Genomic DNA, 20,777 nt, shown 5'->3' with positions numbered 1-20,777 from the left:
GGTCCCCGCAAGTATGTGCTAGTCGATACGCGGTCCACACGGAGTGAGCGAGCTTGGGCGGCTTTACCTCGGGTCCGGCGAACTGCGCAGGCTGGCCGGGCCGTTGACGCCGTCGACCCGTAGCGCATCGACCCGTAACGCATCGACCGGTGACTCATCGACCCGTAACTCATTGACCTGTAACCCACTGCCGTCACCGGGCCGGGGAGTGCCGCGGCCCGTATGCGGCGGGAGGCGGCCCGCCCCAGCCGGGCGGGCGCGGCGGCCGGTAGCGGTTGAGGTTGACGGCAGCCGAGGCCGTCGGCGGGCCGGCGACGCCGTGCCGGTGCCAGAGGTGGTGCAGCAGCTCCTGCTCGCGGGCGTGGAAGTCGGGCGCGGGCGAGCCGTGGTGCGCGCGGGCTCGCAGCATCGCGAGGGACGTCGCGAAGTGCTGGTATTCGGCGACGGTACGGGCGCCGGTCGGCCCGTGTGTGCGGCGCGCGAGCGAACGCGCCATCGCACGCGCCCTCATGGAGGCCAGCCCCCATGGCTCGGGTGCCTCGAACCAGCCGGCCGCCGCGTACGCGGGAAGCGTGTCGCGGACGGTACGCAGCTCCAGCCGCCGCGACCAGATCGCCAGCCACGTCAGCGCGGCGAAGACCGGAATCATGAAGAGGGCGTAGACGAACAGGAATGTGAAGTCGGGCAGCGACGCTGAGCCGTTCCAGATCGCGTGCAGCAGCGACGCCGTGAGCAGCCCGAGGATCGGGATGAGGGTGCGCAGCGTGCGTCCCAGGCTGGGCACCGCGGCGACGATGCCGAACGCGATGCCGGTCAGTGCGGTGAAGAGCGGATGCGCGAACGGGGCCACGACGATGCGGATGAAGAAGGTCATGGCGGTCACCGACTCGTGCAGGGCCTCGGTGCCCAGCACTTGGTCCTCGCCGAAGGCGGTGCCGAGGTAGAGCACGTTCTCGGTGAAGGCGAAGCCGGTGGCGGTGATGCCCGCGAGGGCGATGCCGGATATGACGCCGTTGAAGTCGCGGCGGCGGAAGAGGAAGAGCAGGAGGACGGCGGCGCCCTTGGCGGTCTCCTCGACGATCGGGGCGATGACGGTGGAACCCAGCACGTCCGCCCGGGGCTGCGCCTCGGCGTCGCCGAACGACGTGATGAGCCAGCTGGTCGCCAGGCTGTTGGTGAGGAGCGCGACGAGCGTGGCGGCGAACGCGCCCCACGCGAAGGCGAAGATGTGGTTGCGCCAGGGCGTGGGCTCGACGCCGTCGATCCAGCGGAACGCGGACACGAGGAGCGGGACGGGCAGCACGGCCAGGCCGAGGCCGACGAGCAGGCCGATCGTGCCGGTCTGCTCCCGTACGAGGCCGAGGATGATCAGGCCGCAGAGTGCGAGCAGCGTGATGAGGGCCAGGGCGCGCAGCGTACGTCGGTGCCGGGTCCACCACGAGGGCGGCGCGGGCGGGCGGTAGCGCCACTCCGCGGGCGAGGCGGGCATCGCGGGGAACTGGGGCTGCTGGTCCCAGGCGGGGACGGGGTGCACCTGGGGCTGCGGGCCGGGCTGGTTCTGGAGCCGGGGGTCCGGGCCCGGGTGCGGGTGTCCCTGCGGGTACGGCTGGCGCTGCGACTGCGGCTGGTGCCGAGGGGGTTGTACGGGAGGTCCGCCGTGCGGTTGCGGCGGGGTTCCGGGCTGCTGCCGGGGCCGGATTCCGGGTTGCGGTCGGGTCCCGGGTTGCGGCGGGGGCGTGGGCTGCGGCCCTGTTCGGGCCTCGGCAGGCGGGGCCGGACCTCTCGCGGGCGGGTCTGTCGCTCCGGGTCTCATCGCCGCGGGGTCCGCTGCGGCGGGGCCGGTCGGGGCCGGGCCCGTGCGCTGGTCCGTCTGCGGATCCGTCCCCGCCCAGGGGGCCGCGATGCGCCAGTCGTCCGCCTCCCGGGCGTCCGCGCCCGGAACGGCGGCACCCGGACCGTCCGCGTCCGGCGAGGGCCCGTCCCGTGCCGGTGTGGGCGTGCCCGTACCCGCGGCGTCCTGCCCCGCCACGGAGGGGCGGTCCGCGTGCGGTGACGCGTCGTGCGCGCCGGAAGGTTCGTCGTCCACCACTCGACACTAACGAGGCAGGCGGCGGCCCGGAGCGGAGTGCCCCGGATTGACGGACGGACGCCGGTGACAGGCTCTGGGAGGCCATCACAGATGACCCCTCATTCACTCTTTTGGCGTGATTTGCCAATGAATGTTCTGGTACGGGCGTGCGTGCCGATTCGAGGCGCGTTTGCCTGGAAGTGGAGCGATACGCCATTGGGAGTAGGAGGCTCTTCATGATCTCCCAGGAGCAGATCCCCGCAGTGGTCGACCACATGATCTACGACCCTGACGGCAAGAAGATCGGCGAGGCCCGCCACGTCTTCCTCGACGAGCGCACGGGCGAGCCCGAGTGGGCCACGGTCCGCACGGGACTCTTCGGCACTCAGGAGACGTTCGTACCCATCCATGAGGGCCGCGTCGTCGGTGACAACATCGAGGTGCCCTTCGCCAGGACGAAGGTGAAGGAGGCGCCCCACATGGATGTCTCGAAGGGCCGCCTCACCGAGCAGCAGGAGCGCGAGCTCTACAACTTCTACGGCTTCGAGTGGGACGGCACGCAGGCGCCGGCCGAAGGAGAGGCCGCGGGCACGGACACCGGGACGACCGGCGCGACCGGGACGGCGGCGGGTGCCGGTGCCGCCGGAGCCACCGCCACCGGTGCGATGCCGTACGGGCGCGAACGCGTGGATGCCGGCACCACAGCCGGCCCGGCCGCCGGCCAGGCGACCGGACAGGACGCCATGACGCGGTCCGAGGAGCATCTGCGAGTCGGCACCGAACGGTATGAGACCGGACGTGCGCGCCTGCTGAAGTACGTGGTCACGGAGGAGGTCGAGCAGACCGTTCCGGTGCGTCACGAAGAGGTGCGCATCGAGCGCGAGCCGATCACCGACGCCAACAGGAGCGCCGCTTTGAGCGGGCCCGAGATCTCGGAGGACGCCTACGAGGTCGTCCTGCACGACGAGCGTCCCGTCGTGGAGACCGAGGCGGTTCCGGTGGAGCGGATCCGGCTGGTCACCGAGGAGCACGTCGACCAGGAGACCGTCCGCGGTACGGTCCGCAAGGAGCGCATCGAGGTCGAGGGGATCGACGACACGACCTCCTACGGCTCCTCCGGGGCCGCCTGACCGGCGCCGGCTCGGACAAGGAACCGCGCGAAAGCGCTCAGAGCGCGCGAAGGGCGCAGGGCCGGGCATCCCCCGGCCCTGCGCCGTCGCTCTCAGCGGCGGCGGAAGAGCAGGTCGCGGACCTTGTGGCCCTTCTCCAGGCCCTGACCCTCGAATCGGGTACGGGGCCGGACGGCGGGCCGAGGCGCGAATCCGCCGTCGAGTTGCGTGTTCTCGTACGCGGGGTGGCCGGAGAAGACGTCGAGCATCTGCTCCGCGTACGGCTCCCAGTCCGTCGCGCAGTGGACGAGCGCGCCCGAACGGAGCGGACCCGCCGCGAGATCGAGGAATTCGCGCTGGATCAGACGCCGCTTGTGGTGCCGCTTCTTCGGCCAGGGGTCCGGGAAGTAGACGCGGAGGCCGGAGAGGCACTCGGGAGCGAGCATCTCGCGGAGCAGGATGATCGCATCGCCGTTGCCCACACGGACGTTGGTGAGTCCGCGCTCTTCCGCGAGGCGCAGCAGGTTGCCCTGGCCCGGTGTGTGGACGTCGACGGCGAGGAGGTCGGTGTCCGGGTCGGCGGCGGCCATCTCGGCGGTCGCCTCGCCCATTCCGAAGCCGATCTCCAGGACGACGGGACGTTCCTCGCGCGGCTGCTCAGGGCGGTCCGCCGACTCGGGCTGCCCTGGGTCGGACGCGAAGAGCTCGCCGAGGTCGATGCGGCGCAGCCCGTCGATGTCGAACCCCCAGCGAGGCCAGAGCCGGCGCAGCGCGGCGCGCTGCCCCGCGGTGACGCGGCTGCGGCGGGGCTGGAAGCTGCGGATGCGCCGCTCGTGATGCGAACCGGCCGGGTCCGCCGACGGGCCGGTGCCGTCCGGGAACATGACAGGTTTCTCAGACATCTCACGCACAGTACTTCCACTCTACGGGCGCGGCGCCCGGCCGTGAGGCGCCCTGTGATGACCTCACATCGCCGGTGGTGGCGCCTCGCGACCGCCGCATCGCGGTGCTGCGCTCAGCGGGCCGCCGCCTTCAGCGCGTTGAGTGCGCTCAGCGCGCGCTCCGCCACTTCCCGGCCGATCGGCAGCGACGCCGTGGCGGCGGGGGAGGGCGCGTTGAGCACATGCACGGTGTGCGGGCCCTCGGTGATCAGGAAGTCGTCGACGAGCGTCCCGTCCCGCAGCACCGCCTGCGCGCGCACCCCCGAGGGCGCATGGACGAGGTCGCTCTCGGAGACCTCCGGGAGCAGCCGCCGCACCGCCGCGGTGAACGCGCGCTTGGAGAGGGAACGGTGCAACTCGCCCGCCCCGTAACGCCAGTGCCGGCGCGCCATGCGCCAGGTGCCCGGATGGGCGAGGACGGCGGCCAGTTCGCGCGGGCGGACCGTGCGCCAGTCGTACCCCTCCAGCGCCAGGGCGGGGACGGCGTTCGGGCCGATGTGCACGGCGCCGTCGATGCCGCGCGTGAGATGGACGCCGAGGAAGGGGAAGGCCGGGTCCGGCACGGGATACACGAGGCCGCGCACCAGATCCTCGCGGGTACGCGCCAGTTCGAAGTACTCGCCGCGGAAGGGGACGATGCGGGCGGCCGGTTCGTCACCGGTCAGCTGCGCGATCCTCGCGCAGTGCAGCCCGGCGCAGTTGACCATGGCGCGGGCCCGTACGACCGAGGAGCCGGACGGAGACGCGGCGGAACCCGCTCCGGATGCGGCTGCTGCGGCTGCCTCTCCCGGCTCCAGTCGTACGGCCACCCCCGCGCCCCGGCGCCGCTGCACGGCCGTGACCTGCGAGCCGTAACGGATCTCCGCGCCGCCTTCCCGCGCGAGCCGCGCGAGCTGCCCGGCGACGGCGCCGAAGTCGCACACGCCGGTCGTGCCGACATGGATGGCCGCCAGCCCGCGCACGTGCGGCTCGCGTTCGGTGATCTGCGCGGGCCCCAACTCCCGTACGGGAATGCCGTGTTGCCGTCCGCGCTGGATCAGGGCGTGCAGCCGCGGCAGCTCGTCCCGCTCCGTGGCGACGATCAGCTTGCCCGTGACCTCGTGCGGAATTCCGTACTCCGCGCAGAAGGCGACCAGTTCTGCCGCACCCTGCACCGCGAAGCGTGCCTTGAGCGAACCGGGGCGGTAGTAGATACCGCTGTGGATGACGCCGCTGTTCCGCCCCGTCTGATGCCGGGCCGGGCCGGGCTCCTTCTCCAGGACGATCACGCGGGTGCCCGGCGCGGCACGCGTGATCGCGTACGCCGTGGAGAGGCCGACGATGCCGCCGCCGACGATCGCGACGTCGCAGTCGTATCCGGGGCTCTCGTTTACGGGGTGGGGCCGAACCCTGCCGGAGCTGCCGGGAGTCGCGGGCGCCGGCTCTTGCATGGCTCTCCCCGGGGTGGTGCTGGAGGCGCTGGAACGGTGAGGTGGCCGCCGGGGATCCGGCGGGTGCTGGACGTGCGGGATGCTCATCGGGGTCGTGTCGGCGGGCACGTCGTCCATCATGAACGGCCCCACTGACAGCGGGCTGCGACGCAGGTCACGATGTGATCGAGTCCGTCCTCTCGCACCAACCGTCCACGTCGTACGCGCTCATCGTCGGCCCCCGCACCCGCCCCCGCACCCGCACCCGCTCACGCGGGCGCCGCCAGCAGCGGCCGCGCCTGCTCCCGCAGCTCCGCCACCCGCGGCTCGTCCCCGTACGGCTCCAGACGGTGCAGCAGATCCCGTACGTACTCGGTGGTGCGCGCCGACGAGATGCGGCCCGCCACCTCGACCGCGCGGGCTCCCGCCGCGCACGCCGCGTCCAGGTTGCCCGACTCCAGCTCGGCGACCGCCGATACGACCAGGCGCAGCCCGTGCGACCGTACGAACTCCTCCGTCGGCTTCGACAGCGCCTTCTCGGTGAAGCGGCGCACCTGGCGGGGAGCCTTCAGATCGCGGTAGCACTCGGCGGCGTCGGCCGCGAGACGGTCGTACGAGTAGAAGTCCAGCCAGGAGGGGTCGGCGTCGCCTTCGCGCGCCCTCTCCAGCCAGCTCTCCGCCCCGGAGAGCGCGGCCCCGCAGGCCTGCGCGTCGTTGGCCTTGGCGTGTGCGCGGGCCTCGACGAGGCGGAAGAAGCTCATGGTGCGTGCCGTGGCCAGGCCGCGGTTGCGCTCCACGGCGGCCTGCGCGAGGTCGACGCCCTCGTCGGCGAAGCCGCGGTAGGTGGCCTGGAGGGACATGGAGGCCAGTACGTACCCGCCGAGCGGGACGTCGGCCGCGGCCCGTGCCAGCCGCAGTGCCTGGATGTAGTAGCGCTGCGCCGCCTCCTGTTGACCTGTGTCGAAGGCCATCCAGCCCGCGAGGCGCGTGAGTTCGGAGGTGGCGCCGAAGAGGGAGCGGCCCACCTCGTCGGTGTACGCGCCGAGAAGTAACGGTGCCGCGTCCACGCGCAGGCACTCCGGGACCATCGACGAACGCCAGTCGCCGCCTCCGTACTTGGAGTCCCAGCGTCGCGCCTCGTCGGCGGCCTCGCGCAGCTTCGCGACGTCGGTGTGGCCGACGCGCAGCGGCGAGGGCTGCTCCGAATCGCCCGCGCCGTCGGGGCCGTTGGGCCCGCCGTCCGCGCCGCTGCCGGCCCCCGTGCCGGATGCGGCGGCGGTCTCCGGGTCCCGGGCGACGGAGCTGTCGGCCGGCGTTATCAGCCAGCGGGAGGCGGGAGTCGCGTACGCGCTGACCGCGAACGACCCGGCCAGCGACTGCCAGATGCCGCCACCGCCGCGCCGCCCGCCGTGCAGATCCAGGCGGTAGAGATCCGTTGCGGCCTTCACCGCCGCGCGTACGTCGCGCGGGAAGGCGAGGCCGACTTCGGGTGCGGGGTCGGCGTCCGCGAGGCCGATCTCGTGCAGCGGCACGGGACGTCCCAGCTTGCTGCCGATCGCGGCCGCGATGAGGTGGGGCGCGGCGCCCTGCGGGACCATGCCCTTGGAGACCCAGCGCGCGACCGACGTCTTGTCGTAGCGGAGCGTCAGGCCGCGTTGCGCGCCCAAGTCGTTGACCCTGCGGGCGAGTCCGGCGTTGCTGATTCCTGCGAGGGCGAGGACGGTGCCGAGTTTCTCATTCGGCCCGCGTGGCTCCCTGGACATGCGCGCACACCCCTGACACACACCGACGGCCGCCCCGCCGGCCGGTGCGTACCGGCGGCAAGGCACCTGCTACCCGCGCGAGAGTCGCGGGATGCCTCCCGGGGCCGCCGGGCCTGTGCGGCAGACACGGCGCGGGACGCACTGAGGACTTAGCGTAGTTCGCCGCATCCCTACCGTTAAGGGGCGCCGGAGCGGATGGCGGGATTCGTGTCCGTGCCCAGGGCGGCGATGAGCGGCTGGGAAGGCTCCGTAGCCGTGTACGGCCTGTCGCCGGACGCCGGCCGCGGTGACTGTCCGCGTGCGGGGCTCCGGGCAACGGCCAGGCGTTCACGGGACGTTCGCGGGACGGCGGCGAGGCGGCCGCCGGTGCGTCCGCGGCGGTGGAGGCGAAAGCCGTGCCGCCGTGCGCGCGCCGGGGTGCGCGGCCGTCTGTGCGACGGTCCGTCAGTGGTTGTCCCGATGTGCGGGCATGTGCGTCCCGTTGCTCGTGTACGTGCGTCCGTCACGTGCCAACCTCCTTGCGGCGCAGAGGAGTCGGCCGAATCCGTGTGAAGAAAACGTCGGATAACGGTGCCGCGCACACTGCCTCCCGTGCTCCGGGTGTGTGGTCGTGCGCCTGCTCATGCGCCTGTGCCGGGCCCCGTTCGGGCGCTTCCATGGAGGTGCGTGGGTCGGCCCGCTGAACTGGACCAGCGGGCTGGGGGAAACCGCCGCCCCATTCCCCGCGGGCGACGGTCCGGCCCGGGAAGTTGGAGAAGCCTTCCCGGGCCGGCGAACCCCGCGGCGGCTCCGAGCGAGGCGCGGCGTCCGGCGCCGGTGCGGCCGGTCGCCCGTGCCTCGGCACCTGCTCGTCCTCGCATTGCTCTTCTCTGCCGCAACGGGCCTTCGCGGGGTCGTCGTTGAGGTCTGCGCGGCGTACTTTGGGCGGCGCCGCGGCAGCGATCCGGCGGGATTCCGGGTGCACTTCGGGGGTTCGTCCTTCCGGCCGGGCGGCCTCTGCCGCGTCCTTCCGGCCGCGCCTCCGTCGCGTCGCGGGGGGCGCCGTCGTCGTCCGTACGGGCACGAACGCAGTACGTCTGAGTGAACGCGGCGAACACGGGGCGTAGGAATCCGCGGACCGCCGAACGGAGTCCCGGAGCCGGGTCAACGGACCTTCGCTCTCTCATAGTTGGCCGAATAACATCGGTCAGCCGTGCGGTGCCGCACGCCGAAGCCAGCGGTATATGCCTTCCGCTGCGCCCTCGTGAAACCCTCGGCCGCACCTGGCGGGGCCTGGCCGCCCCGGCGCACGTGCCGTGCAACCCGCCTTCATGAGCGGCGCGTTGGGGCCAGATATGCGCCCCTTTCACGCCTCTCGTGCACCCGTCTCGTGGCAACATGGCGGCAGGGCAGTGTGGGACTCCCCGCCGACGGGAGGGAGAGGGATCTCCCCGTACATCGGGGACGGCACGCCCCACGACGGCGTCACTCAGGCAGCGGAGGCGGGCGGCGATGCGGTGGTTGGTGGGATGGAGCAGCGCCGCTCCGGGACGTGGCCGGTACGCACCGGGCTCTCTGGAGCCCGTGGGCGCGCAGCTTCTGTGGAGTGACCCCGACCCTCTCTGGGCCGTGGGCGACTGGCGTCCCGACGAGGTCCGCGTCGTCGAGGCCGACGCCGCCAACCGCCTTGCTGTCTTCGGGTGTTGCGGCGCCAGCGACGAAGAGCTGCGCCTGGGGCTCTCCGCGGCGCGCGGCGGCGCGTACCGGCATCTGACGGCGTGGCCCGGGAGTTACACGGCCGTCGCCTGCGTCGGCCGCCGGCTCACCATCGCGGCGGATCTCGCCGGTGCACGCCCCGTCTTCCACACGCCCTGGGACGGCGGTACGGCCTACGCCACCGCTGCCCTGCCGCTCGCCGACCTCACCGAGGCGCAGCTCGACATCGGTCACATCGGCGCCCTGCTGGCCTGCCCGGACGCACCCGAGGCGCTCGGGGACGGCACTCCGTACGCGGGCGTGCGGCGCGTGCCGCCGGGGCACGCGCTGATCCTGCGCGAGGGCAGCCGCGAGATCACGAGCTATGAACCCGCGTCCTCCCTCGTCGTCTCCGCCCCTCCGCCCGTCGACCCCGAAACGGCGGTCGCGCGGGTGCGGGACGCGCTCGTGGAGGCCGTACGGGCCCGGCTGGCGGCGCCGCGGCACGCCTCGGAGAGCGACCTGGGGTACGGCCCCGTCCCGGGCGGAGGCCCGGGCGCCCATGCGCACGCCGGCAGCGGCGGTGCGTACGCGGGTGCGGCCTATGCGGGCGCCGCCTACGCGGGGGAGGCGTACGGCGACCCGTCGGACGACGAACAGGCCTACGGGACAGAGCCGTTCACGGAGTGGGCGTTCAGGGACGACTCGTACCGCGACGATTCGTACGCCGACGGCCCGTACGGCGACGGCTCGTCCGGCCGTGAAGGGGCCGGGTACGCAGGGGGCGTGCGCCGGGGTGGCGCGTACGACGGGAACGGTCACGATGCCTACGGGCACGGCACGTTCCTCCATGACGGGTACGGCCACGAGGCGCACCCCCGCTCCCACGACACGTACGGCGCCGCGTACGGCGAAGCCCGCCCTGGCGCCGGTCCAGGTTCCGGCCCGGGCTCCGGCTCCGGCGGCCGGGGACGAGCCCCGGGCGACGGCTCGCGCACCCGCAACGGCAGCTCCGCGCACGGCGCATACGGCCGCGACCCCGGCCCCGTCCCCGGCATGGGACCGGCCGACAGGCGAGCGGCACGCGGCGGTCCCGCTCCGGGCGTCGGCGCCGACCTGTCCGGCGGACCCGCCTCGGGCACCCTCGCGCTGCTCGCCGCCGGGCTGCCCGGGATGCCGGGCACCGTGCACGGCACGCTGGACGGCACCGAAGGCGGCGCTCGGCTGCTCGCGGTGACCTTCAACGACCTTGCCACCAGCGGCGGTTCGGACGCGTCCGCCACCGCGGAGCTCGAACGTGCCCGCAGCATCGCCGACGATCCACGGCTGCACCACGTCGTCGTCGCGGGGGGCGAAGAGGCGCTGCCCTTCGCCGAGTTGGAGGGACCCCTCACGGACGAGCCGGGCCCCTCACTGGTCGTCGCGGACAGACACCGGCAGCGGCTGGCCGTCGGCAGCTCGGACCACTTCGTCGGATACGGCGCCCGTCAGGTGCTGGACGCCCACCCCGCGCGCCTCGCCGATCTGCTGATGGACCGCCGCCGACGCCATCTGCTGCGTCCCGTCGCGGCGTTGGCGCGCGCGGACGACGTACCGCCGGGGCGGTCGGTGCTGGTTCCGTGGACGGTCTACAGGGCGGCGCGCAAACTCGCCCGAACCCAGTACCGGGACGGCGTCACGCGCACCGCCGAGCGACTGCGAGCCGGAGCCTCCGGCCGAAGCGGGGCCGGGCGCAACGGCGACGGCTCCGACTCCGTCGACGGTGCCGCCGGGGCGGGCGCGGACACGGGGAAAGGTTTTGCCGATCTCGGCGCCTTCGGCGGCGCCGCGGGCTACGGCAGCGAGGGAGCGGTCGGGGCCTCCGTCGCCGCCCTCACCTGGTGCCGTCCCGGACCGGCCGCGCGGTGGCTGACGGGGGAGGCGCTGGCCGAGGTGTCCGTACGGCTCGAAGCCGCGGCCAGGCTCCGGCCCACCGTGGAACGTCCCGGCGAGCGCCGCGCCCGCGCCGCGCTCGCGCGCCAGGCGGCGGACCACCGCGTGCTCGAACAGGCCGCGGAGATCCGCAACCAGCGGCTGCACGCGCCCTTCTACGACAACCAGGTCGTACGGGCCTGCCGCGACCTCCCCGAGGCGCTGCGCGTCAAGCCGGGCGCTCGGGCGTCGGTGCTGCGGGCGGTGCTCGCCGGCGCCGGAATCCACGACCTGCCCTCGGGCTGGGGCGCCCCCACGCACGCGTACCAGGCCGCCTCCGTACGAGCGGGCCTGCGCACCGCCGCCGGCGAACTCATCGAGCTCTTCGACTCCCCTCTGCTCGCGGACGCCGGGCTCATCGAGGCGAGAGTCGTACGGAAGGCCATCCGTTCCGCCTCGCAAGGCGAACCGCTGCCGCTCGACGGCCTCGCCGATCTCGTCTCGACGGAGCTGTGGCTGCGCCGGCTCATCTCGCGACGCGGCACCTGCTGGACGGGTTCCGCAGCACCACGCCAGCGGGCCGTGGCCTCGGGCGTTCTCCCCGCGGCCCAGCAACGCCCCGCTCTCTGACGACCAGTTGAGACTCCGACCCGGGTTGAGCCCCCCCCCCGAGTCGATTGGGCCGGCGCCTCCCCTGGGCGGATACCGCTCTCGCGATGGTCAGGCCGTTGCGGTGACTAGGCGTCCTGCGGTGACGAGGCGTCCTGCGATGACTGGGGCTCCTGCGAGGACTCGGTCTCCCGTGAGGACTCGGTCTCCCGTGAGGACTGCGCCTCCCGCGGCTGCGGCACCGCCGCCCGTTCCTGATGCACCGCCACCCCGGCTATGACCAACGCCACCCCTGCCACCTCAAGCCATGCGGGTATCTGAGCGAGGACGACGAACCCGACGACGACGGCGGTCGCAGGCAGCAGCGACAGCATGAGCGCGAACGTCGCGCGGGGCAGCCGCGACATGGCGAGCTGATCGCAGACGTACGGGATGACGGACGAACAGACCCCCACCCCGAACGCGCTCGCCAGCAGCACCGGCGACGTGAACGCGACCGCCGCGTCACCGATGCCGACCGGAGCGACCACCGCCATCGCCACGAGCATCGCCGCACCCAGGCGGTCGATGCCGGAGGCGCCGCCGTCGGCGGCCAGCCGATGCCCCAGGACGACGTACAGCACGAACAGCGCACAGTTGCCGAACGCGAAGGCCAGCCCCAGCGGTTCGGCGGAGAGATGCACGTCCGTGAGGAGCCATACGCCTCCCACCGCCATCACCAGCGCACACACGTTGCGCACGGAGCGCAGCCCCAACGCCGCGAGCAGCACCGGCCCGAGGAACTCGATCGCACCGACCGTCCCCAACGGCAGCCGGTCCAGGGCGAGATAGAACGAGCTGTTCATCAGCCCGAGCACGCCCCCCAGCGCGATGAGCAGCCGTCGCCCTCGCCAGGAAGACGCCGCCCACACCCGCCACGGCCGTCGCCACACGGCGAAGACGACCGCCGCCGACGCACAGCGCAGCCACGCGACCCCCAGCACGTCGATGCTGGCGAAGAGCAGCACGGCGAACGCCGGCCCGAGGTAGTGGAAGACCGCACTGGTCACGAAGTACGTGGACGCCGGCAGCCGGTCCGCCGCCGCACCGGCCCGGCCCGTCCGGCCCGATCCGCCGGAACGCGCGCGATCTGCATCGACACCTGTACGGAAGCGCGAGACCTTGACCATGTCTGACACGATCGCAAGCATGAAGAGCCGAAGCCATGCCGATTATGCAAGATCATGAGCCGTGTGCTTTCAGATCCGTTCCATGAACCACCTCTCGATTTGGCGATGATGAAGATGGATGCCGTGGACAGGGCTGTTCTGGCCGAACTCGACGCCGATCCCCGCCTGCCGACCGCCGAACTCGCCCGTCGCATCGAAGTCTCGGTGCCCACCGCCCGGGACCGCCTGCGCAGGCTCCAGGAGAGCGGAGTGATCCGCGGCTACCGGCTGGACGTGGACCCCGCGGCGCTCGGCTACCCGGTCGCCGCCTTCGTGCGCGTACGGCCCGGTCCCGGCCAGCTGCCCAAGATCGCCGAGCTCGCACAGAGCCTCGCCCAGGTCAGCGAGTGCCACCGCATCACAGGCGAGGACTGCTTCCTGATCAAGGTCCACGCCGCGGACGTGAGTTCCTTCGAGGAAGTCCTCGACCGGTTCCTGCTCTACGGGCAGACCACGACCTCCATCGTCCAGTCAACGCCCGTACCGCCCCGGACGCCCGGCCTCGGGCGAGCGAGCCAGGGCGGCAACGGACAGCGCTACGAGCAGCAGCACAGTTAGCAGCAAGGCAACCGCAAACGATCAGCGGGGACAGCCAGCAGGGACGGTCAGCAGGACCGGGCCAGGCGGCACCGAACCGCCCAGGCCCGCGCCGCCTCCACGTCCTGCTCCCGCGAGGTCACACCTGCGGGCGCGGGCGCAGCCCTTCGAGGAGGATGTCGAGCAACCGCCTCGAAGCCGCCGCCTGTTGTGCCGCGTCCGGAAGCGAGGGGGCCGCGGTCGCTATCACCAGCAGCACATCGCCGACGGTCACATCGTCGCGCAACTCCCCCGCATCGCGGGTGCGTTGCACCATCTGACCGACCACGCTCAGCAGCTCCGCGGAGCCGGAGTCGTCCTCGTACCCTTCGAGACCGTCACCGCCGCGGGCCTCCTGGCCCTGCGCGGAGACCTGCCCGGCGGAGGTGCTGTCCCCGACCAGTCGCAGCCCCGCCTGGCCCTCCGGCGCGTACGTGCCCTGCCGCTGCTGCGGCACCCGCGCCGAAGCGCTGTCCGCGGCCGGCGCATCGCCGCCCCAGCCGTCGGCACGCAGTATCCGCGGCGGCAGCAGACGCCCCGCGCCGGAAGCCACCGACGTGCGCAGGAAGCGGGAGAGCGCGGGCCACGGCTCCTGCTCCTGGCCCAGAGCCGTGCGCGCCTGCTCGGTCAGGCGGGCCGTCTCCTCCGCGGCTATCCGCCGGACCAGTACGTCCTTGCTCGGGAAGCGGCGGTAGACGGTGCCGACGCCGACCCGGGCCCGCCGGGCGACGTCCTCCATCGGCGCGCCGTAACCCAGCTCGCCGAACACCTCGCGCGCCGCGCGCAGTACGTGTTCCAGATTTCTCTGCGCGTCCACCCGCAGCGGAGTGGGACGCGAGGCGGCCACGGTCTCCGTGGCCCCGCCGGGCACGCCGGCCCGCTTTCCGACGGTGGTGTCATCGACGGAGCCGAATCCACCGCGGCCGTCGCCCGCCCCCTGGTTCCCGCCGTCCGGAGCCGCCGACATGGCGGCAGCAACGGATGAAGAGCCCTGAATACCCTGAATGCGCATCAATTTCCCCCGGTCATCAAAGTCTCCCCCCGGAGACCCTCACGCTGTCGCGGTCGGTGGCGCGGGCACCGTGGTCCTCAAGTACCGCAACCCCCGACGACCAACGAACATAGTTGAGCACTGGTCATGAGAGAAGAGGGCGGCCTCCCGCACGTCCAGACCTGGCTGGAACGACACCCCGCACCGCCCCTTCCCGCCACCTTCCACCCCTCGCCATCCCGCCCTTGACCTGCTACGACGCCCTCAAGCCGAGGCGGCGAAGAGAAGCGGAGGCGCACTTTCCGCCGGTCACACAATTCTTTGAGGCTGTGGACAAACACCCGGTCGCGGGTGCGTCATGGACTCGTGACGAAGGCGACGAACGAAACCGCGCGGATTCTCGTGATCGGCGGCGGATATGTGGGCATGTACACGGCCCTGCGTCTTCAGCAGAAGCTGAAGCACCAGCTCAGGCGAACAGCGAACAGCTCCGGCGCCAACGGCTCCGGCCCTGGAGCCGGCTCCGGCCCCGGAACCGCCGCGGCCGAGATCGTGGTTGTCGACCCCGAGCCCTACATGACCTACCAGCCCTTCCTCCCCGAAGCGGCCGCCGGGTCCATCTCACCGCGCCACGTCGTCGTACCGCTGCGCAGAGTCCTGCGGGACTGTCGGCTCGTCGTCGGCGAGGCCCTCTCCGTCGACCACGACCGGCGCGTGGCCCGCGTCAAGACCCTGGCCACCGAGGAGGACGGAACCGGAGCGGTCGAGATCCCCTACACCGAGCTCGTACTGGCGCCCGGTTCCGTTTCGCGCACCCTGCCCGTGCCCGGCCTCGCGGAACACGGCATCGGCTTCAAGACCGTCGAGGAGGCCATCGGGCTCCGCAACCACGTGCTCGAACAGCTCGACATCGCCTCGTCCACCCGCAACCCCGAGGTCCGCGACGCCGCCCTCACCTTCGTCTTCGTCGGCGGCGGCTACGCGGGTGTCGAGGCCCTGGCCGAGCTGGAGGACATGGCCCGCTACGCGTGCCGCTACTACCACAACGTGCGCGCGGAGGAGATGAAGTTCCTGCTCGTCGAGGCCTCGGGGAAGATACTTCCCGAGGTGGGCGAGGAGATGGGGACCTACGCGCTGCGCGAACTGCGCGCGCGCAACATCGAAGTCCGCCTCGAAACCCGCCTGGACTCGTGTGAGGACCGCGTCGCCGTACTCAGCGACGGCTCCCGCCACCCCACCCGCACCCTCGTGTGGACGGCGGGCGTCAAACCGCACCCCATCCTCGCGGCGGCCGGTCTGCCCCTCAACGGCCGCGGCAGACTCAAGTGCACGGCCCAACTGCGCGTCGACGGAGTCGAACACGCCTGGTCCGCCGGCGACGCCGCCGCCGTCCCGGACCTTCTCGCCGAGGAGAAGGGCGAGAAGGGGGCCCTGTGCGCCCCGAACGCCCAGCACGCCGTGCGCCAGGCCAGGCGTCTCGCGGACAACATCGCCGCCACGCTGCGAGGCGAGCAGGCCACCGAGTACCGTCACGCCTACGCGGGATCCGTCGCGTCGCTCGGGCTCCACAAGGGCGTCGCGCATGTCTACGGACGCAAGCTGAAGGGCTACCCGGCGTGGTTCATGCACCGCGCCTACCATCTCAGCCGCGTCCCGACGGTCAACAGAAAGGCTCGGGTCCTCGCCGAGTGGACCTTGGCGGGGCTCTTCAAGCGCGAGATCGTCTCCCTCGGCTCGCTCGAGCATCCGCGCGCCGAGTTCGAACTCGCGGCTGGAGGCGTACGCCGTCCCGAGGACGGCTGACGACCGCGCCGGAGCCCGCCTTCCGGATCGGCCCGGCAGCCGACTCCCGGAGCGGGCGCCGGGTGATCCGGCGGGTGGCCGACGCGTGATCCAATGTCTGCGCCGAGCACCATGCGGAACGTGTGACCATGAGTGGCCTCGCATCCGCACACAGTGACCAATACGACGGCTCAGCGGGGGGCCGTCTCTCCGGACTACATGAGGAATCGGACGACCGTGAATTTCACGCGCTGGAGCGCCCGACTGCCCGGCACACAGCGGCGCAACTCAGCCGCACAGGCCGCCAGGGCAGCAGCAGCGCAGGCGTCCCAGACGTCCGACGGCGAGGCCGGCGGCACCCCTGCCGACGGCGACAGCGACGATCCCGCCCGCACAGCCGACGGCACGGCAGCGGGGAGCGCGGGCACCGTCCCGGCGGCCCGAGCCGAGCGCCGCGACGGCACGGCCGTGACGGAAGCAGAACCGAACGACTCGTCCGTACGCACCGCCCGCTCGCCCCGGTCCGCTCCCTCCGCCCCGGACGACCGTACGGGTGCCGAAGCCGGCGGCTCCGCCGGAACCGTCAGAGCTGCCGGAGTCGCCGAGACCTCCAGCGCCCACGTCACCCGCAGCATCGACGCGCTGTCCGTGCACGATCTGCTCGGCCAGGTGCCGGCCCTCGCGGCCGTCGTGCACGGCGCCGACCACCGCATCGCGTACGTCAACGACGCCTACACCGCGGTCTTCGGCGCCCGTAGGCAGGGCGACGCGGCCCGCGACGCCCTGCCGGAGCTCGTCGAACTCGGCCTGCTCCCCCTCATGGACCAGGTGCTGCGCAGCGGCAAGCCCCGCACGGTGAAGTCGCGACGCGTGCCCCGCAGCGCGGACTCACGCGACAGCAGGGACGCCTTCTACACCTTCACGTGCACGCCCATCACCGCCGACGGCGAGAACGGCGTGCTGATCTTCGCCGCCGAGGTCACCGACCAGGTCGAGGCCGCCGAGCGGCTGCGCGCCAGCGAACGCCGCCAGCGCGAGGCCGCTGTCACCCTCCAACGCAGCCTGCTGCCGCAGGAGTTGGAACAGCCCGACGACCTACGCGTCGCCGCCACATACCAGCCGGGCGGTACGGAAGCGGCCGTCGGTGGCGACTGGTACGACGTCATCACCCTCGGCGCAGGCCGAACGGCTCTCGTCATCGGCGACGTCATGGGCAGGGGCGTACGCGCCGCGGCCGTGATGGGCCAACTCCGCACCGCCGTACGGGCATACGCCCGCCTCGACCTCCCCCCTCACGAGGTGCTGCAACTGCTCGACGGGCTCGCCGCCGAGATCGACCCCAGCCAGATCGCCACCTGCGTCTACGCCGTGCACGACCCCAACGAGGGCCTCCTGCACTATGCCTCCGCGGGCCACCCGCCGATCATCGTCCGCGACGCCGACGGCGCCGTGCAGCGAGCTCCCGAGCCGACCGGACCGCCGCTCGGCACCGAAGGGTGGGTGCACGCCTCCAGCTCGCTGCCGCTTCCGCCGGGAGGCTCCGCCGTTCTCTACACCGACGGGCTCGTCGAACGGCGCGACGCCGACATCGACACCGGAGTCTCCACGCTCGAACGGGCCTTCGCGGGCGCCACCGGCTCCCCCGACATCGTCTGCGACCGTCTGCTGCGCTCCCTGGGCATCACCGCCGAACACGACGACGACGTCGCCGTCCTCGTCCTTCAGCACCCCGCACGCACCGGCCCCGACGCCGAGTTGTTCCACAACGCCGCCCTCGACCTGCTCGGCGGCACCGAAGCGGCCCCGCGCGCCCGCGCGTTCGCCTCCGGGGTGCTCTCCTCATGGCGCTTCCCGGCGGAACTCCAGGACCTCGGCGTACTGGCCGCCAGCGAACTCGTCGCCAACTCCCTCCAGCACGGCACCCCGCCCATGCGGCTCCGCCTTCGCCGCACGGACCGGCGCCTGATCGTCGAGGTCACCGACGGCGACGATCACCTGCCACGACGCCGCTGCGCAGAGGCGGCGGACGAGGCGGGACGAGGAATCTCCATCGTCGCCACCATCGCCACGGCCTGGGGGTCGAGACGGACACCCGACGGAGGCAAGTCGGTGTGGTGCGAGTTCGCCCTGCCCAGGACCTGACCCCGAGCGGCACGGCGCACCCCCGATTCGCCAACTACCCGCACCACCCCCTCGGTTGACGCCACTGCGCGTCCAGTACGGACGGCGGACGCGACCGGAGCGCAGGTCAGCCCCGCAACGGTCACACCACGGCGGCCGCCGCCCGCTCCTCGGAGACGGCGTCTGCCGTCACCGGCTCTGCACCATCCGACGTCGCCGCCCGCGCACCGCCGCTGCCCGCCACGACCACGGACCGGTACGGCCGGTCCTGCGCGACCGTCAAACGCCGCCCAAGCCACAGCGCCAGCAAGCTGACACCCAGCGAGCAGCACACCAGCATGACGATGTAGGCCCCGTACGCACCCACCGCTGCCAGCAGCCCGCCCACGGCAGGCCCAACGGCCAGCGCCGTCTGCTTCATCAGCGCGAACGCCGAGTTGTACTGGCCCACCAGCCGCCGCGGCGCCAAGTCGGCCACGAGCGGCGCCACGGTCGGAGAGAGCATCGTCTCGCCGACACCGAAGAGCGCGTACGTCGTGATGAGCAGCGCCGTCGCTGCGGCCTGCGACCCGTGCACCAGGCCGGAGGCACCGGCGGCCACCCAGGCGACCGCCCATATCAGCCCGACAACCGCGACGACCCGGCTGCGCCGGCGCCGCTCGACCAGGCGCAGCACCACGTACTGCGCGAGGACGATCACAGCGGTGTTGGCTGCGAGCGCGACGCCGAGAGTGGACGTGGATATTCGCGTGACCTCCACCGCGTACGCAGACAACCCCGACTCGAACTGCCCGTAGCAGGCGAAGAACAGCACGAAGCCCAGCACGCACAGCAGCACCATCGACCGGTCCCGCAACAGCACTGACCAGCCCCCGACCGGCGCCTCGCGCCCCGCCGCGGTGACATGCGCCGCGTCGGCGCCGGCACCCCGCGCCTGCGGAAGCCGGACGGTCGAGAGCACGATCGCGAGCACCACGAACATCGCGGCCTCGATGACGAACAGCAGCGTGAACGTCGCGGGCCGGGGCTCGTCGACCATCAGCCCTCCGAGCAACCCACCCACACCCAGGCCGAGGTTGTTCAGGAAGAACTGCGTCGCGAAGGCGCGAGAGCGTGTCACGGTCGTCGAGCACGACACGATCATGGTCGCCAGGGCGGGCTGGAGCACGGCAACGCCCGCACCCATCACTGCCGACGACGCCAGCACCGACGGACCGCTCTGCGATATGCCGAACCCCAACGCACCGGCCGCGCCGAGGGCGGACCCCGCGAACGCGACCGGCATCGGGCCACGCCGGTCGATCACGCGGCCCGTGAACGGCAGCACCGCCAGGGCCACGACGGCGAAGACCGCCAGCACGGCCCCAGCCGTGCCGTCACCCAGGCCCCGCACATGCGAGGCGAAGACGAACAGGAACGGCGCGGTGAAGCCGTTGCCGAACGCCGCCAGGGCGTTCCCGAACTGGATCCGGCGCAGCGCAGCGCCCATCGCGGTGGTCACACTCACCTACCTCTGGTCAAGTCCTCGTTCCACGAGGAGACTTCAAAGCTAAAGTTCGATGCTAAAGACTACACAGCGCAAGCCTTCATGTCGAACGACTTGACGTGGGATACTCGGCCCATGCCTCCCGTGTCGGCCCGACAGCCCACCCTCGACGAGCAGATCGCGATCTATCAGCGCGAATACCGCGACCTGGACCCGCAGGTGGAGAAGGTCGTCAACGCGCTCAGCCGCCTCGACCGCCGGATGAACGTCGCGTACGGGCGCCAGCTCGCGATCCTCGGTCTCGGTCACGCGGAGTGGGAGGTCCTCAAGGAGCTGGTGATGGTGGGCACGCCCTACCAGCTGTGGCCCGGCACGATCGCCAAGCGACTCGGCCTGACCCCCGCGGCGATGACCCACCGCATCGACCGCATGCTCGCCCAGGGGCTGGTGACGAGGGAGCGGGACCCTGATAACAGGGTGCGGGTCATCATCGGCATCACGGACGAGGGCCGCGAGAAGTGGCTCCAAGTCATGCGCAAGGCCTCGGTCTTCGAGGAGGAGCTGCTCCAGGATCTGACGAAGGTGGAGCGATCCCTCCTGGGCGAGCTGCTCACACGTCTCCTGCGCCGGGTCGAGGACGCCCAGCCGGACGCGAGCGGGCGCCTCACCGACCTGGAATAAGGCCTGTAGACCGCCCTGTTCACAGCAAGTTGACACCGCCCTCGCCGAACCGTATTGTCCTCCGGGTTGCCACAGAGCCCCGAGGGTTGTGTGGCGACGGTCTTGCCGTTCGTCGGCTGTTTCTTTGGGTGTGTTTCCTGGCCCTGTGGGGCTGTTTTTCGTGTGTTCGTGTGCGGAAATCAGTTCGGTGTGGGGTGTGTGGCGTCTCGATTTTGAGGTGTCGGGGAGTTGCCTCTAAAGTAGCGGTCGCGTCGGAAGGCGCCCCCGCCCGACGGGGAATCGGATGTGTGAATCCGGGTCTGGAAACAGGCCGGAAAAGCCTCTGGTAGGGTCGGGGTTTACCGAGAGGGATGTGCCCGGAGTGGCCCTGGGATATGGGTTGTGATGGAAGCGTTCGTTCTTTGAGAACTCAACAGTGTGCCAAAAGTCAACGCCAGATATGTTGATA

The 20,777-nt window shown here is 72.0% G+C and carries 13 protein-coding genes; 6 read left to right on the top strand and 7 right to left on the bottom strand.

The window, feature by feature from the left end; all coding sequences use genetic code 11:
- Nucleotides 1-193: 193 nt before the first annotated feature.
- Complete coding sequence (locus QQM67_RS21530; protein ID WP_314175662.1) at nucleotides 194-2,086, bottom strand: PrsW family intramembrane metalloprotease; 1,893 nt, start codon at nucleotides 2,084-2,086, stop codon at nucleotides 194-196.
- A gap of 218 nt (nucleotides 2,087-2,304) precedes the next feature.
- On the opposite strand from QQM67_RS21530, the gene QQM67_RS21525 reads away from it, so the two are divergent.
- Complete coding sequence (locus QQM67_RS21525) at nucleotides 2,305-3,198, top strand: PRC and DUF2382 domain-containing protein (RefSeq protein ID WP_314175661.1); 894 nt, start codon at nucleotides 2,305-2,307, stop codon at nucleotides 3,196-3,198.
- Between the two features lie 92 nt (nucleotides 3,199-3,290).
- Here the strand turns inward: QQM67_RS21525 and trmB are convergent, their stop codons facing one another.
- The 3 genes from trmB to QQM67_RS21510 all read right to left on the bottom strand — a co-directional run bounded on the left by trmB (nucleotide 3,291) and on the right by QQM67_RS21510 (nucleotide 7,290).
- Entirely contained in the window at nucleotides 3,291-4,079 is a 789-nt protein-coding gene (gene trmB, locus QQM67_RS21520; protein WP_314175660.1) for a tRNA (guanosine(46)-N7)-methyltransferase TrmB, read from the bottom strand.
- A gap of 113 nt (nucleotides 4,080-4,192) precedes the next feature.
- Nucleotides 4,193-5,548: an L-2-hydroxyglutarate oxidase gene (gene lhgO, locus QQM67_RS21515; RefSeq protein WP_314175659.1), complete on the bottom strand. Its 1,356-nt coding sequence runs from the start codon at nucleotides 5,546-5,548 to the stop codon at nucleotides 4,193-4,195.
- A gap of 248 nt (nucleotides 5,549-5,796) precedes the next feature.
- Nucleotides 5,797-7,290, bottom strand: a complete 1,494-nt coding sequence (locus QQM67_RS21510; protein ID WP_314175658.1) for an MFS transporter — start codon at nucleotides 7,288-7,290, stop codon at nucleotides 5,797-5,799.
- Between the two features lie 1,563 nt (nucleotides 7,291-8,853).
- Between QQM67_RS21510 and QQM67_RS21505 the strand changes: the two genes are divergently transcribed.
- Nucleotides 8,854-11,505, top strand: a complete 2,652-nt coding sequence (locus QQM67_RS21505) for an asparagine synthase-related protein (protein WP_399067314.1) — start codon at nucleotides 8,854-8,856, stop codon at nucleotides 11,503-11,505.
- Between the two features lie 107 nt (nucleotides 11,506-11,612).
- On the opposite strand, the gene QQM67_RS21500 is transcribed toward QQM67_RS21505, so the two are convergent.
- Complete coding sequence (locus QQM67_RS21500; protein ID WP_314176167.1) at nucleotides 11,613-12,653, bottom strand: EamA family transporter; 1,041 nt, start codon at nucleotides 12,651-12,653, stop codon at nucleotides 11,613-11,615.
- 105 nt (nucleotides 12,654-12,758) lie between these two features.
- On the opposite strand from QQM67_RS21500, the gene QQM67_RS21495 reads away from it, so the two are divergent.
- Nucleotides 12,759-13,250 (top strand): Lrp/AsnC family transcriptional regulator, encoded by a 492-nt coding sequence (locus QQM67_RS21495; RefSeq protein ID WP_314175656.1) that lies wholly within the window; start codon nucleotides 12,759-12,761, stop codon nucleotides 13,248-13,250.
- Nucleotides 13,251-13,368: 118 nt separating this feature from the next.
- On the opposite strand, the gene QQM67_RS21490 is transcribed toward QQM67_RS21495, so the two are convergent.
- Complete coding sequence (locus QQM67_RS21490) at nucleotides 13,369-14,280, bottom strand: TetR/AcrR family transcriptional regulator (protein WP_314175655.1); 912 nt, start codon at nucleotides 14,278-14,280, stop codon at nucleotides 13,369-13,371.
- Nucleotides 14,281-14,685: 405 nt separating this feature from the next.
- Between QQM67_RS21490 and QQM67_RS21485 the strand changes: the two genes are divergently transcribed.
- Both QQM67_RS21485 and QQM67_RS21480 read left to right on the top strand, forming a co-directional pair.
- The gene (locus QQM67_RS21485) at nucleotides 14,686-16,062 is read left to right on the top strand and encodes an NAD(P)/FAD-dependent oxidoreductase (RefSeq protein ID WP_314176165.1); all 1,377 of its coding nucleotides are present in this window, start codon (nucleotides 14,686-14,688) and stop codon (nucleotides 16,060-16,062) included.
- Nucleotides 16,063-16,278: 216 nt separating this feature from the next.
- A complete protein-coding gene (locus tag QQM67_RS21480) occupies nucleotides 16,279-18,183 on the top strand; it encodes an ATP-binding SpoIIE family protein phosphatase (protein WP_314175654.1) in 1,905 nt (634 codons plus the stop codon).
- A gap of 121 nt (nucleotides 18,184-18,304) precedes the next feature.
- Here the strand turns inward: QQM67_RS21480 and QQM67_RS21475 are convergent, their stop codons facing one another.
- The gene (locus QQM67_RS21475) at nucleotides 18,305-19,663 is read right to left on the bottom strand and encodes an MFS transporter (protein ID WP_399067442.1); all 1,359 of its coding nucleotides are present in this window, start codon (nucleotides 19,661-19,663) and stop codon (nucleotides 18,305-18,307) included.
- Nucleotides 19,664-19,783: 120 nt separating this feature from the next.
- Here QQM67_RS21475 and QQM67_RS21470 point away from each other — a divergent pair, with 120 nt between their 5' ends.
- Nucleotides 19,784-20,329 (top strand): MarR family winged helix-turn-helix transcriptional regulator, encoded by a 546-nt coding sequence (locus QQM67_RS21470; RefSeq protein ID WP_314175653.1) that lies wholly within the window; start codon nucleotides 19,784-19,786, stop codon nucleotides 20,327-20,329.
- Nucleotides 20,330-20,777: the final 448 nt, after the last annotated feature.

This window comes from Streptomyces winkii (assembly GCF_032248595.1).
Taxonomy (GTDB): domain Bacteria; phylum Actinomycetota; class Actinomycetes; order Streptomycetales; family Streptomycetaceae; genus Streptomyces; species Streptomyces winkii.
Note: the sequence above shows the minus strand (reverse complement) of the source record. Positions and strands in the feature narration are given on the sequence as shown.

Coding starts and splice junctions, on each gene's coding strand:
- QQM67_RS21500 (WP_314176167.1), bottom strand. CDS start 12,653: ATGGTCAAGGTCTCGCGCTTCCGTACAGGTGTCGATGCAGATCGCGCG.
- lhgO (WP_314175659.1), bottom strand. CDS start 5,548: ATGCAAGAGCCGGCGCCCGCGACTCCCGGCAGCTCCGGCAGGGTTCGG.
- QQM67_RS21510 (WP_314175658.1), bottom strand. CDS start 7,290: ATGTCCAGGGAGCCACGCGGGCCGAATGAGAAACTCGGCACCGTCCTC.
- QQM67_RS21490 (WP_314175655.1), bottom strand. CDS start 14,280: ATGCGCATTCAGGGTATTCAGGGCTCTTCATCCGTTGCTGCCGCCATG.
- QQM67_RS21485 (WP_314176165.1), top strand. CDS start 14,686: ATGTACACGGCCCTGCGTCTTCAGCAGAAGCTGAAGCACCAGCTCAGG.
- QQM67_RS21470 (WP_314175653.1), top strand. CDS start 19,784: ATGCCTCCCGTGTCGGCCCGACAGCCCACCCTCGACGAGCAGATCGCG.
- trmB (WP_314175660.1), bottom strand. CDS start 4,079: ATGTCTGAGAAACCTGTCATGTTCCCGGACGGCACCGGCCCGTCGGCG.
- QQM67_RS21525 (WP_314175661.1), top strand. CDS start 2,305: ATGATCTCCCAGGAGCAGATCCCCGCAGTGGTCGACCACATGATCTAC.
- QQM67_RS21495 (WP_314175656.1), top strand. CDS start 12,759: ATGATGAAGATGGATGCCGTGGACAGGGCTGTTCTGGCCGAACTCGAC.